At 57.9% G+C, this 12,300-nt stretch carries 9 protein-coding genes, 1 pseudogene and 1 CRISPR repeat array (1 of these 11 running past the window's edge); of the genes and pseudogenes, 3 read left to right on the top strand and 7 right to left on the bottom strand.

Features of this window, described 5'->3' with window-relative positions:
- Positions 1-120 precede the first annotated feature (120 nt).
- The 6 genes from CP556_RS26715 to CP556_RS27545 all read right to left on the bottom strand — a co-directional run bounded on the left by CP556_RS26715 (position 121) and on the right by CP556_RS27545 (position 7,550).
- A complete protein-coding gene (locus tag CP556_RS26715; protein ID WP_255291471.1) occupies positions 121-444 on the bottom strand; it encodes a hypothetical protein in 324 nt (107 codons plus the stop codon).
- A 185-nt stretch (positions 445-629) separates the two neighbouring features.
- Positions 630-1,133, bottom strand: a complete 504-nt coding sequence (locus tag CP556_RS26710; RefSeq protein ID WP_176548207.1) for a DUF7342 family protein — start codon at positions 1,131-1,133, stop codon at positions 630-632.
- 190 nt (positions 1,134-1,323) lie between these two features.
- The gene (locus CP556_RS14545; protein WP_098726269.1) at positions 1,324-4,896 is read right to left on the bottom strand and encodes a UvrD-helicase domain-containing protein; all 3,573 of its coding nucleotides are present in this window, start codon (positions 4,894-4,896) and stop codon (positions 1,324-1,326) included.
- On the bottom strand, positions 4,889-6,145 hold the full coding sequence (locus CP556_RS14540) for a PD-(D/E)XK nuclease family protein (RefSeq protein ID WP_098726268.1): 1,257 nt from the start codon (positions 6,143-6,145) through the stop codon (positions 4,889-4,891). Before CP556_RS14540 ends, CP556_RS14545 begins: the two co-directional genes overlap by 8 nt.
- Positions 6,142-6,966 (bottom strand): hypothetical protein, encoded by an 825-nt coding sequence (locus CP556_RS14535; RefSeq protein ID WP_098726267.1) that lies wholly within the window; start codon positions 6,964-6,966, stop codon positions 6,142-6,144. Before CP556_RS14535 ends, CP556_RS14540 begins: the two co-directional genes overlap by 4 nt.
- A complete protein-coding gene (locus CP556_RS27545; RefSeq protein ID WP_486187773.1) occupies positions 6,963-7,550 on the bottom strand; it encodes a DUF8112 family protein in 588 nt (195 codons plus the stop codon). The genes CP556_RS14535 and CP556_RS27545 overlap by 4 nt, the downstream gene beginning before the upstream one ends.
- Before the next feature lie 581 nt (positions 7,551-8,131).
- On the opposite strand from CP556_RS27545, the gene CP556_RS14530 reads away from it, so the two are divergent.
- Entirely contained in the window at positions 8,132-8,419 is a 288-nt protein-coding gene (locus CP556_RS14530) for a PadR family transcriptional regulator (protein WP_098726266.1), read from the top strand.
- Between the two features lie 738 nt (positions 8,420-9,157).
- On the opposite strand, the gene CP556_RS14520 is transcribed toward CP556_RS14530, so the two are convergent.
- Positions 9,158-10,324, bottom strand: coding sequence for an ISH3 family transposase (locus CP556_RS14520; RefSeq protein ID WP_098725114.1), 1,167 nt, complete (start codon positions 10,322-10,324; stop codon positions 9,158-9,160).
- Between the two features lie 44 nt (positions 10,325-10,368).
- On the opposite strand from CP556_RS14520, the gene CP556_RS14515 reads away from it, so the two are divergent.
- On the top strand, positions 10,369-11,268 hold the full coding sequence (locus tag CP556_RS14515; RefSeq protein ID WP_255291524.1) for an RNA-guided endonuclease InsQ/TnpB family protein: 900 nt from the start codon (positions 10,369-10,371) through the stop codon (positions 11,266-11,268).
- A 326-nt stretch (positions 11,269-11,594) separates the two neighbouring features.
- Positions 11,595-11,816, top strand: a pseudogene (gene tnpA, locus CP556_RS14510) (IS200/IS605 family transposase); the annotation flags it as partial.
- Between the two features lie 76 nt (positions 11,817-11,892).
- Positions 11,893-12,300: a CRISPR direct-repeat array (repeat unit 37 nt; unit sequence GTTTCAATCCCGTTCTGGGTTTCTACCGCCCTGCGAC) (it continues 867 nt past the right edge of the window).

Raw genomic sequence — 12,300 nt, 5'->3', positions numbered from 1 at the left:
CGGCTTTCCTGATCGAATTAGCAACTACTGTAAAGGCGCGGGTATTCTCCTCGATGTCGTATAACAGTCACCCAACAAAGTCGCAATACGACTGGTAAAGGTCCAATCGCGGATGGACAGCTACTCGAAAAGAGTCGTAGACGTGTCAAATCCGATCGGTCGTTGCTTCTCCCACTCGACGGCGAGGATCGCGTCTTGAAGCGATTTGAGCCTCTGCTCGATGACGTCAAGCGGATGCGTGTCGATGAATTGTGCTTGCTCGTGAGCGACGACGGTTGAGCCGTCGTTTATTTGTAGATGTACTGGACCGAGGTCGTCGTGGGTATCGTCTTGGTGCCAGCAGACGAGAAGGCTTCGGTCCGGCTCAATCCAGTTGATCCAGTAGTGCTCGTATTGGTCACTTGTTCGTAGCTGGAACCCGATCTCGACCCGAGCAACTGTCACTGGATATTCGTCATCGCCGAGGAACTGTCGTGGATTCACGTCGCCAACGACACGGTACAGGCCAGTTTCGTGCGGCTCAGTACGCCGTCGTCGAACGTTGTTGAATTCGGCACTAAGCCGTTGCTGGATACGATCATGGAGCCGTTTACTCTGTAAATTCGCCCGATTAGCGAGAAATACGGGCATTAGGCGAACGTCGAACGTGAGTCAGTCTGGAGTGAGGAGAGTTCAACGACGTCTCCATACAGCTGGAGCGCGTGTTTTACGAGCCCGATTTCCGTGTTGATCGCCTCCCACGTAGTGATCACATTGCGACGCTCCCGAAGCTCGTCAGCCGACAACTCGTCCACAGCGAGTTGCTCTCGGAACTCCGTGAGCGAATCGACGTTGTACTCCGCGGCGAGTTCCTCCTGCTCAGCTTTCAACTCCGTGAGCTGGCTCTCTAACTCGTCGCGTGAGTGCTCTTCAATCAAGTCCGTCACTTCGTCGAAAAGCATCCGAACAGGATTTAGATCGTACGCCTTCGTCCCGTCAATGGTCGTTTCAGTGACCCAGTCGTCGCTCTCCAAGCGCTGGAGTTCGTCGTCTGCCGTTGCGCGCGAGACCTCTGCACGGTCCGCGATTTCCTGTACCAGCGTTGGCTCGTCCAGCAGTTCTACGACGTGCCGGACGCGCTTACGTCCGCTCATACTCTCCGTCCACGAGCCCTGGGCCGAGTCGATCATCGTACTGGCTCTTCTATTGCCCTACTCAAATAATTTGGCTTTGTTCAAATATTCAAAACAGCAATAGTGAACACGAATCCGCCGTCTTACATCCTCTCCGCCCTGAAGGGCGAGGCTTTCTCCTTGACTCTCTATAAACTCACCGCCGAGGTCTTCACATGCCTCCGTTGAGTAGTTTGTCTAGCCGTTGTTGCACCGCTGGGAGCGGTATCTGTGAGTCGCGTCGGTTGGTGACTGCGCCGAATGTCTCAATGGCGCAGGTGATTGGTCCCTCCACGCTGTTTTCGGCGGCGAGGAGTGAGGCGTACCATGATATTTGTGTTCGGTAGCGGCGTTGTGTCTCGGTGGTCAGCTCTGTGAGTGCGATTTTGATGTCGGTGATCACCCATGACCCGTCCGGGTTCTGCATCACGACGTCTGCCTGCCCTTCGATTTCGAATTCGACGTCATCACGTCTGACGTGACCGCGAAGTCGCTTTTCGACATAGATTTCGGCTGCTTGTTCTAACTGGCTCCACAGCTCTGAGGCGAGGAAGTTGGGGAGGACGAACTCGGTGAGGAACTCGATCAGACCGTCGCGTTCAGCTTCGTTCGCGGGTGGCCCATGGCGGTGGAGTTCCTCTGCAATGATTTGTTCGATATCGCCACCCTGCGTGCGGATGGCTGTTTTCGACATGCCCCGATCGACACAGCGGGTGAGGACGCTGTGGCAGAGTTTCCCGACGTCTTCGGTGTCGAACGCGGTGAGGGTGAGTGGTAACTCGCCGTCTACAGCGTCTGTGTCCGTGTGAAGTGGCCGGCCCTGTAGATGATCAAGGAGATATCGATCCTGGTCTTCTAGGAGCGGGTGGATTGTGCTGGGCTGGAGGAATCGTGGTACGAGCGCTGCGAGGTCGTCTCTGTCTGGCGGTGTTGATACGACGAACGGTGTCGGCGTGGCTGAGTGGGCATGGGTTGCCTGGCTTGCGGATGTGTCGACAGCATTGACGGCGACGTCGATGCACCGAGTGGACTCGTTCGGACCTTCGACGTCGAGGGTGTACGTGCCGGCAGCAGGTGTCCCGTCGAACTGCAGCCCGTCACGGATGGTTTCGAGCCATCGATCCCGTGGGTGTTCGGGGCCAGGTATGTCGCGGGGAAGCGGAACAACGAGATGTTGTTTGGCACGGGAGAGGGCTACGAACAGGATCCGGAATGCCTCGGCGCGGGTACGCCGGGATGCTGTTTGAACGCGGTCATGCCCGGCAAGTCCCGTGCTCGAGTGATCGGTGGTGACGGTGTCTGCCCAGTGTTCGCTTGCCCATCGAAGGCCGACGTCGATGGGAAAGGGTGTCGAGCCGACGCGATCATCGGTACGTGGGTCATAGAGACCACGCGTGAACGCGGAGAGGGGGTTGATGTCCGGTGCAGCGGCGTTCACTGGCGGTGCGAGGCCAAGCATCGGCCCGGTAGCGACGAAGCGCTGGCTGGTTGGACCGAGTTTGCGGAGTGGCCAGCCAAGATCTGCGAGTGCGACAACGTCGCTTTCGTCGCCTTTCGCCTGATGCACCGTCTTAAATACGACGTCGTGCTCATCGGTGGTGGTCACCGGTTGTGTTGGCCCAGTATATGGTTCGTTCCGAACTGGAGTGAACACATCGATGACGTCGCTCAGATCGGCTATCGAGTCGCCTTCCCAGCGGGTGATGAGCTGGACGAGTGCGTCTAGGTTGGCGATGCGTTGTGATGGAGCAACGGCGGTGAAGTTGTCGTTCGGATCAGCACGAAGAGCGAGTATCTCGATAATGTCGGCGATACTGGCAGCGGCCGACTGCGCCCGGAATGCGGGTCGCTTCTCTCGGAGGTGGGCGAGTCGGTCACGGACATCCCGTTGCTGGTCGGCGGTCTCGGTGTCGTCGCGGATCGCATCGAGACTCCAGGTAGCCGTGTTGCAGGTATCTGTACGGGTGGAGAGACCGAGTGGAGTATCAGTGACGAGTGTCTGTAGTCGGTCCATATCGGCGGGATCGACGAGCCACTCAGCGACGTCGAGGACAGTCTTGACAACAGGGCATTCGAAGAGGTAGTTGGAGGCGTTTGCAACGGAGAGGCCTTCCGCCTCGAATGCATCAGCGTACCGTGACATGTGTGTGCGCCACCGGAACAGGATAGTCACATCGGGCTGGTCATCGCTCTCGCTATCGGTGAGCGTGCCGTCGGCAAGCCCAGTAGCGATATAGGTCGCCAAAATCCCGGCTTCCCCTTTCCCCCTCTCAGGGGCGACATAGGCCGGTGATCCAGGACGTGCATCGGTCGTGAACGCTGCGACATGGACGCTCGGCCCAGCGGTCGCGTCGCGTGCAGTGTCAAGCGGTGTGTACGCGACGTCGAGGTTGCCGATACCCCCGCGGTCTGGGTCAGTGAGTGCCGGTTCAGCAATCGCGTTAATCGCAGCGGCGATGTCAGGCGTACACCGGTACGTCGTCGCTGCTGTCTCAGTCACGTGTGTCTCCCAGTCGACACCCAGATACTGCCCCTCCTCGACAGCGCGGTTGAAAAGCGACGGGTGTGCATCACGCCACTCGTAGATCGTTTGCTGAAGGTCTCCAACTGCAAGCACGCGGCAATCCTCACCCACGAGTTGCGCAAGCGCCGCGTGTTGCAGTTCAGACACATCCTGCGCCTCATCGATAATGACACTCTCGATGCGCTCCCGGTATCGCGCCAGCACCCGCTCCCGTTTCGCAGTTGCGCTGTCACCGGTACCGCGGGCCCCGGAGAGGAACTCAGCGACCAGGAACGCACAGTCCGTATGAGAAATGACGCCGCGCTCCCGACTCCGTGTCTCGTACGCGTTCCGGTAGGCGTCCAGAAGCGTCCCGAACGCAGTCACCGTCTCTCTCCACGCCGCCTGCAGCTGTTGGTCGGCGGCAACCAGCTGCTCACGGTCAGTCTCATCAAGCGCCTTGCAAGCCTCTGTCGCCGCTTGAGACCCAACACACCTGGCAAGCGCAGCAGCGATATCATCAAACGACGTCGTCTCCCCTTCCGCATACACTGCCTCAATCGTCGCGTGGAGTTCCGCAGTGAACTCCGCCGTCGTCAGACGACGGGCCCGACACTGCTCGAGAGCCTGGCGTAACAACGCACTCAGTCCATCGTCGTACTCACCCGGCGGGTACGCAGAGTCAACGACGTCGACGGCCTCCGCATATGCCGGATTCGACACGAGCGCCTCGTAACAGTCTCCGTGCAGGCGGGTAAGTTGCCCCTCGTTCCCAACGCTCGGCATCTCACCGAATCCGACCGTCGCCGCGAACTCCCCCAGAATCTGCCGGAACACGCTATCGATTGTTCCAAAATGCGGCGCGCGCCGGACCCGGTTAGCAAGATACTGTCGCTCATCGTCTGAGACAGCCGCCGCAGCCGGTGTCATGTCGTGTTCGACGAGTTCACGAAGTCGTGCAGTGAAGTCGGGAACAAAGGCAGCTGCTTCATCCCGATTGAACGAGATCACGCAGAGCGATTGCTCAGGCGTCTCATCACCATTGACAAACCGTCGCAAGAGTTCCTCAGCCCCGATATCAGTCTTTGTCACCGTCTTCCCCACTCCCGGGTTCGAATCCAAGATGAACAGCCCGGAATCATGGTCAAAGTATGCGTTCCGAATCCGTCGTTGTGCGTTCCGAAGGACGATCGGGCCCTCGCGTTCAGTTGGATCACCGGCTTTCCCCGTCGAGTCAGTCATCGGGCATCACCCCCATGGACGCTGACGCCTCACCGGGTAGCATCGACCGAATCACGTCCGGCAACGCCCGTTCAGTGCTCAGGAGTCGGCGGCGCGCAGCAGTGCTGATGGGTTCGACGTCGAGGGAGTCGAGTAACGGTGACCGAAACTGTCGGTTCCGCTCGGCGTCATGTGAGTGTCGCGTGACAATGAGACCCGTTGTGGCTGCCTGTACCGTATCCAGGAAGTGATCGTGGTCACGGCCATCCATCCACGCTGTCTGTGGAGACAATCGCTTCGCCGGCCCATTCCCGGCAAGGATGGCGTGTTGAAACTCTGCCGGCACAACACTTCCTCGTTGCCGTGGCCACTCTCCATCGACGAGCCCGACGGCGATGACGAACGGGATCTTCCGGGCCCAAATGTCGTTTGCTTCCAGAATGTCAAGGGCCAGCGCGTTTGCGTGTTCCCGCCGACCGGGTCGCTGCGTCGCTAGCGACTCGCAGATACCGGCCACCGTCACCCACGATTCGTCACTCCACCCGTCGGCTACCCGCTGTGCATACTTGCTCTCAACCTGCTCGACGAGTGTCTCCATCCGGACGACCGCACGCGCAGCCGTTTCCGTCTCCAACAACGCCGGCGAATCCGTCGCCTGCTGCTGTGGCAACACCGACTCGCGGTACGACGCTACGACACCACCGAGCACATCAGCGACGGTCTCCGGTGACGGATTCGGAGACGTCACAACCCATTCAACGAACTCGATGATTCGTGGGTCCGCCCACGCTGCATCTTGTAGAAGCGACTGCCATGCTTCGACCGAGCGTGATCCACACGGTGTCTCATGATACAGCTCCACCACTGTCTCGGCCGGAACCGGCCATTCGTCACCCGAATCCTGCGGCACCCACCCGAGTTCCAACGGCCGGAACAGAACATCACGAGCCGGGTTCGACGCAGCAATCAGTTCACAAAGCGCGATCACCAGCCGGTACGGCCGCGATGTGACAAGGTCGATCTGCGTCCAAAACACCGGCGTAATACCGTATCGAACAGCCGCTCGAGTGAGCGGCTCCTCATACCTCTCTAGGTCACGCGCGACTACGACGATATCCCGGACAGGAACACCATGTGCTCGAAGTTCAGCGACGACCGCCATCACCGCTCGTGTCTCCGCACGCCGTGTGGTTGTCGTGAGCTCCGCAACCGGCACGTCCGGCGTCACGTCCGCCGCATCCAGGTCCAGCCGGCCCGGCAAGCCAGTCATGTGACCACCACCCGGCCCGGTGTCGGAACTGCCAACAGCTCTGTGAGCCGCGTCTTCAGAAACGGCCCCGTTCCACGCCGGAGCATCCAGCGCACCTCGACGTCGCACGTAGCGGCGATGGCAGCCACCAGATCAACGAGCGGGGCCGGAACAGTACTCAACCCAACAACAACCACTCGTTCGACAGTCGGGAACGCCTCAGCCCAGGCCGACCCGTCAGCACCAGCCAACGCACGAGTCGCACGCCGCACAACCGCCCTCTCAGACGTCGCTTTCGACGTTCGCCGTCCCAACTCCCGCTCAACAGCGATCGTGCCAGTAAGAACATCACAAGCGTCGGCGTCGATGGGAGCCGGTACCGATTCAGCCACCCGGCGAAACCCATCAACACGTGCTGGGTGATAGTTCGTCATTGCTTCAAGTTCTGTTCGGACCTGCTCAACCGCTTTCCCGTTCTGGCCCGGCTTCCCACCGAGAATCATGCGAAAACGGTCAGTCACCTCGGTCTCTTCCGTCAGAATTTCTCCGAGCAAGGCGAGCCGGTCAACGCGATCAAGCGACCCGGTTGCACGCCCCTTCTTCGCCAGAACCAGTGACGCAACATGTCCTGGCTCCGTAAACCGGAACGCATCCAGCGGTAGACCAGCGTTCGTCAGTCGACGCTTCAGATTCCGCCGATGCAGTTCGACTGGGGCAATGACGAGATCTGTTGCCGACTGAGTCTGTCCAGCCCGATTAAGCAGTGGCTCCACCGTCCCGATAGACACGGCGACCCCATCAGGGAGCGCGGACCTCTCGTCACCCTCTCTCGACCCCGTCATTCAGCACCCTCCAGTTCCGCTTTACCGCATCCACCTTGACTGCCAGCCACGCCAGTGACTGAGACGGCCTCTACCACGAACCGTGTCGTCTGCGCTACCGTCCGCCGCTCAACAAGCCGCGCTGACGCAACAACATCGAGCGACAATGGATCCGGGTCAAGTGGACACTCACACGCATGACAGGTGCGGGCATCAACCTGCCACGCAAGCCGTTCTAACGGCCGCCGAACGCGTACCGTGATCGTATCCCCGTCCCGGAGCGACCGGCTACATACATCACACGCGACAGCATCAGCCTCCGTCACCACCCACCCCGTCAACACTTGCTGGGCTGCCGCCCGTATCTCTGCCTGCGTATACTGCTCGTGAGTGGACTCCCGTCCACCCTCTTCGGGTTGCGAACGAAGCGCGACCCTATTACTCACGTGAAACCATAGTTTCGCAACCAGCCTAGTAAGATGACCACCGCCGTCACTGGCCCAGTGTCCACGTTCGGTATCCGTCGATGGCGAATGCTGTCGATGATGACCAGATTCTTCCGCATCGCCAGCTAGAGACGAAGCCTCCTCAGCGTCAGCATTCATAATCATGCGTTCACCGCCACGACTTGCCTTTCCAGTGGTCGTGACTCACAAGGGCTGGCATCACGTCTCGAACACTTCCATTGGATCGACAGTGTCGTTAACGAGTCTGTTCGTCGGCCAATAACCGGGTCGAATCTTTCAAGTCGCGTGGTTACGTCATTCATAGTGGTTTCCGTGAATTAGGCACGGGAACCCAGCGGGCCCGAGCCCCTAACTCGGGGCCCGCAGTTTACTTCGACAACAGGTATTGCTGCACACCTGTCGCCGATCGATGCAATTCTTATTTCCGTTGCAGGCCACTAATCTGTTCGGATCTCTAATAGTAGAGACAATATTTTTTCGTATCCGTGAAGAAATGCCAGAGACCGTGCGAACTTTTAAATTTGTTTGGGTGCAGACCCCCTCATTTCCTCGTGCGAATAAACATCATAAGTTTGGTAATACGTGTATTCTTTCAATAGGAGTGTGGAAAGCTGCAAAAGAGATCTGGTGGGTGGTTGGGTCCCCGTCACTTCAAATAATATAATAATTTTTGAAAGTTATCTCGACACTCTTATATACTGATAGAATGCAGCACAGATATGTACGATTTGACAGGGTTTCAGCGCGACCTGTTATACACCATCGCCGGGCAGGACGAACCCCACGGACTCGCGATCAAAGACGAGCTCGAGGACTACTACGAGACAGAGATTCATCACGGGCGACTCTATCCGAACCTCGACGAGGTCGTCGACAAGGGACTCGTCGAGAAAGGCGAACTCGACAAGCGAACGAATTACTATAAGATCACTGCTCGCGGTCAGCGCGAACTCGAGGCTCGTCGGGAGTGGGAAGATCAATACGTCTACGAATTACTTTCAAATTGAAATCTTCTCGCCGTAAACGCCGAGGGATTCTCTCCTTGAACAACGTTTCGGCGTGCTGTACGGGTCTACAGGCTGAGCAGGGCGAGTGCCTCGGGGCTTGACCCCGGGGGTGAAGCCCGTCACGACACCTGACTTGGCACAAATACAAGTATTTACAAACCACGGTTTCTAACCAGTATACGTGCAGAAATCGCTGACAAGCACTCTGGTGTTCCAACTTGACATTCACGAGGGCAGTCAGCAACTGCTAGATACTGGACAACTCGAAGCCCGGCGAGTCGTCAACGAAATATTCCGCTTAGACGACGAAGGACACGATTGGGAAACTATCGAAGACAAAGTGATTGGGCGGTCTAACCACGTCCAGAACACCACGCAACGACTCTTCGAGAAAGCAACAGACGCGCTCGGCCGCTACTACGACCAAGACGACTACGGCCACCCTCGACAGAACCACGAAGAGTCGTTCCCACTTCGAATGAACCACGGTGAAGGCTACCAACTCTCCGTTGATGATGGGTCAGACAGTGTTTCGTTCCGTGTGACGGCACTGAAGCGGAACTTCAGTACCTCACAAAGCATCGCCAGTTCACCTGACCTGAGTCACCTGTTCTGTTGTGATGAGTCGCCGATAGCGGTTGAACAACGCTGTTCGAAGGCGGAGCTGTCGCGTCGGCGGCTGACCGCCGCCGACAGCGACAGCGTAGCCACTCACAAGGCGGCGTTCCTGGTCGGTGACTACCGGTGGAACCGGTCGTCTGGTGGCCGGTTCGCGGGGACGGCCCGACGCACCGCGAGGGCCGTCCACGCAGCCCGTCGAACCATATTGATAAACTCCTTGTACGGCCACCACCAGAGGCGGCGCCCGCCTCGGCGGGGCGTCGCCACGTATTCGTGGTGGAGATACCGCCAGACGTTCTGCAACAGCAGACTTACTACGACGTACAGCAGTCTCACCGTCGCGTCTCGCGTTGTTGTCGTCGCTATCGTTTGCTCGGACAAGCGATAGCTCGACTCGATACCGAAGCGTTTCGAGTAATGGTATCGAGCGTCGCGTGGCGTGTCAATGAACGGTGCGTCAGCGGCGTAGCCGTGACGCGCCACGCCGTTCTCGTCGTACCGTCCGTTCAGGTACGTACAGTCGATGTAGACCGGAAACTCGACGGTCCAGCTGTGACCGTCGAGTTTCCCTGTCAGGTCGTGGTTGATGACGCGACTCCATCCTTCCGAGAGTTCCTGCTGAATCGTCTCACCCCACCGGATAATCGGGACAACGTAGGCGTAGTTGTGCGTCTGGAGTAACGTGAGACACTTGCTGTCGTAGAATCCGCGATCGAGGTAGACGGCCTTGACTTCGGTGTCAAGGCCGTCGAGGACGCCGAGGAACTCAGCGAGGACGCTGCTGGCGGTGTCGCCGTCTTCGAGACGGCGCACCGCCAGCGTGTAGCGTTTGTTCTTCACACGCGCGTAGAGTGTGGCGTAGGCGTGGAAGGCGGTGGTTCCGCGCTTGGCCTCGGAGTGGTAGAGGCCGTCTGTGTCGGCTTCGTCACCGTAGTAGGGTCGCAGGTGGAGGTCTGCGCAGACCTCCACCTGCTCGGGGAGCAATTCGACGACATCCTGCCGAAGGAGTGTGTTAGCCACTCGTTCGAGCCGTTCCGGCTCGAACTTCGTCCGCAGATGATAGAGAATCGTGTTCGCTGCGGGTGAGTTCTCGCTAGAGCCACATAACGTAGAGACCGAGGTCCCGTCGGCGCACGCGCCGACGAGGACCTCGTAGATGACCTCAGCATCTATTTCAGCGTTTTTCGAAAGGCCGAGCGAAACTTCCTCGTCAAGCCGGTTGACGAGAAAGTTAAGGAGTTCGTCTTCGTGGATTTCATTGTCTGCTTGTTGGGTCTTGAACACACCTTCAGCAAGCAGACGTTCTAACTAACCGGCTTTGTGAGGTACTGAACTTCGTCCGAGGCACTCTCCAAAGTAGTCAACACCATCTTGAGCGTCTGAAGACAGCGTTGGTGGATGACGACTGGCGTGTTGGCACAGCAGAAGTCGTGCGCAACCGTGATCGACACGAACTCCACATCAACGTCACGTACGAGACTGCTGAAGTCGCTAACAAAGAAACCGCTGAGACGTTCATCGGTGTGGACGTGAACGAGGACTGCGTTGGATTAGCCGCAGTCACTGAATCTGGCGTCGAGGACTCAGTGGTCATTGAGTATCCAGACATCAAGAAAACGCGGCACGAGTACTTCACTATCCGTAAACGAATGCAGAGCGTCGGACAAACCACGCTCGAACACGGAGTTCGGGACGAAGAACAACGGTTTGTCCACGACCAACTCCACCAAGTGTCACGAGATGTCGTGGCGTGGGCACAACAGTTCGAGAATCCCGTCATCATCTTTGAAGACCTCAAAGACATGCGCGACGACATCGACTACGGGACTCGAATGAACCGGCGCTTGCATTCACTGCCTTTCGCACAACTCCAAGGATTCGTGTCGTACAAAGCTGCGTGGCGTGGAATCCCCTCCGAGAAGATTGACCCGGAGTATACGAGTCAAGAATGCGTGGATTGCGGGCATACGACTCGTTCAAACCGGCAGGGAAAGCGGTTCCAATGCGTTCGATGCGGGTTCCAAGACCACGCAGATCGGAAGGCAGCGTTGTTGATTAGTGCGAGAGGTTTGGAGAAGTTGAATCGGAAGGTGCCTGCTCTCAACAGCCCTCCGATTGTGAGGGTGCGACGGCATGGCAACGGGCTGAATGAACCAGCCGACCACGACCCTGTTTCAACCGTTCGAGGCCACCAGACCGATGGTGAAACAGGGAGTGTTAGGAATTAATCCGTGGGAAGAAGCCTCGGGGCTTGACCCCGAGGCAGTTCACCTGCACGACATCCAGGCCGTGTTCGCTTGCCTTGTTGTTGTGAACCGCACACATCAGAACGAGTTCGCGGAATTCGCCGAAGACGGATCTTGTGGGCCCATCCGATTTTGGATGGTTCAGATCCAAGGGACAGCATCGGGGTGTATTTAAATGGGGCGTCGTTCGACGTTTAGAGTCCATTCAATTAGTGAACGGGGGTCAGCGTCGTTGTGCGATTCGCTAAGAGCCATTCGTCCATCAGGGAACATAAATGATATTGACAGCTAGTGGCCTTCTCAGCTGAGTACACCTGTTCCTTTCAGCCCATCCGAAACACGCACCGAGCGAGATCGTGCGAACGGTCAAGAGCATCACGGCGCGAGAGATGTGGAAACAGCACGAACCGTTCTTGGAAGAGTATCTGTGGGGTGGCGGATTTTGGGAGGAATCGTATTACGTCGGAACGGCGGAAGATGTTTCGACCGACACGATTGAACAATATATCGAGCGCACAGAACACGTTTAGCGGAGCGTACGGCCTTCACTCTCGGGGTCAAGCCCCGAGGCACTCGGCCTGCTCCGCCTGTAGACTAGTTTGCCAGGCTTCAATCCCGTTCTGGGTTTCTACCGCCTTGCGACGGGAACACTAGTCGCTACGGGGCCGGCGACTTCGTGTTTCAATCCCGTTCTGGGTTTCTACCGCCCTGCGACCCCGTCAGCCCGTTCATTCACGATATCTTCTTGCCAGTTTCAATCCCGCTCTGGGTTTCTACCGCCCTGCGACCCCGTCAGCCCGTTCATTCACGATATCTTCTTGCCAGTTTCAATCCCGCTCTGGGTTTCTACCGCCCTGCGACCCCGTCAGCCCGTTCATTCACGATATCTTCTTGCCAGTTTCAATCCCGTTCTGGGTTTCTACCGCCCTGCGACTTCAAGTACATGCTGCTGGAGGACTGGCGGCAACAGTTTCAATCCCGTTCTGGGTTTCTACCAGCCTGCGACAGTACCCC

The sequence above is a fragment of the Natrinema sp. CBA1119 genome (assembly GCF_002572525.1).
Lineage (GTDB): Archaea > Halobacteriota > Halobacteria > Halobacteriales > Natrialbaceae > Natrinema.
The sequence above is the reverse complement of the archived record's forward strand: the minus strand, read 5'-3'. Positions and strand labels throughout refer to the sequence as shown.

Excerpts from the sequence above, each read along its gene's own strand:
- CP556_RS26710 (WP_176548207.1), bottom strand. The coding sequence starts at position 1,133 with ATGAGCGGACGTAAGCGCGTCCGGCACGTCGTAGAACTGCTGGACGAG.
- CP556_RS14545 (WP_098726269.1), bottom strand. The coding sequence starts at position 4,896 with ATGACTGACTCGACGGGGAAAGCCGGTGATCCAACTGAACGCGAGGGC.
- CP556_RS14540 (WP_098726268.1), bottom strand. The coding sequence starts at position 6,145 with ATGACTGGCTTGCCGGGCCGGCTGGACCTGGATGCGGCGGACGTGACG.
- CP556_RS14535 (WP_098726267.1), bottom strand. The coding sequence starts at position 6,966 with ATGACGGGGTCGAGAGAGGGTGACGAGAGGTCCGCGCTCCCTGATGGG.
- CP556_RS27545 (WP_486187773.1), bottom strand. The coding sequence starts at position 7,550 with ATGAATGCTGACGCTGAGGAGGCTTCGTCTCTAGCTGGCGATGCGGAA.
- CP556_RS14530 (WP_098726266.1), top strand. The coding sequence starts at position 8,132 with ATGTACGATTTGACAGGGTTTCAGCGCGACCTGTTATACACCATCGCC.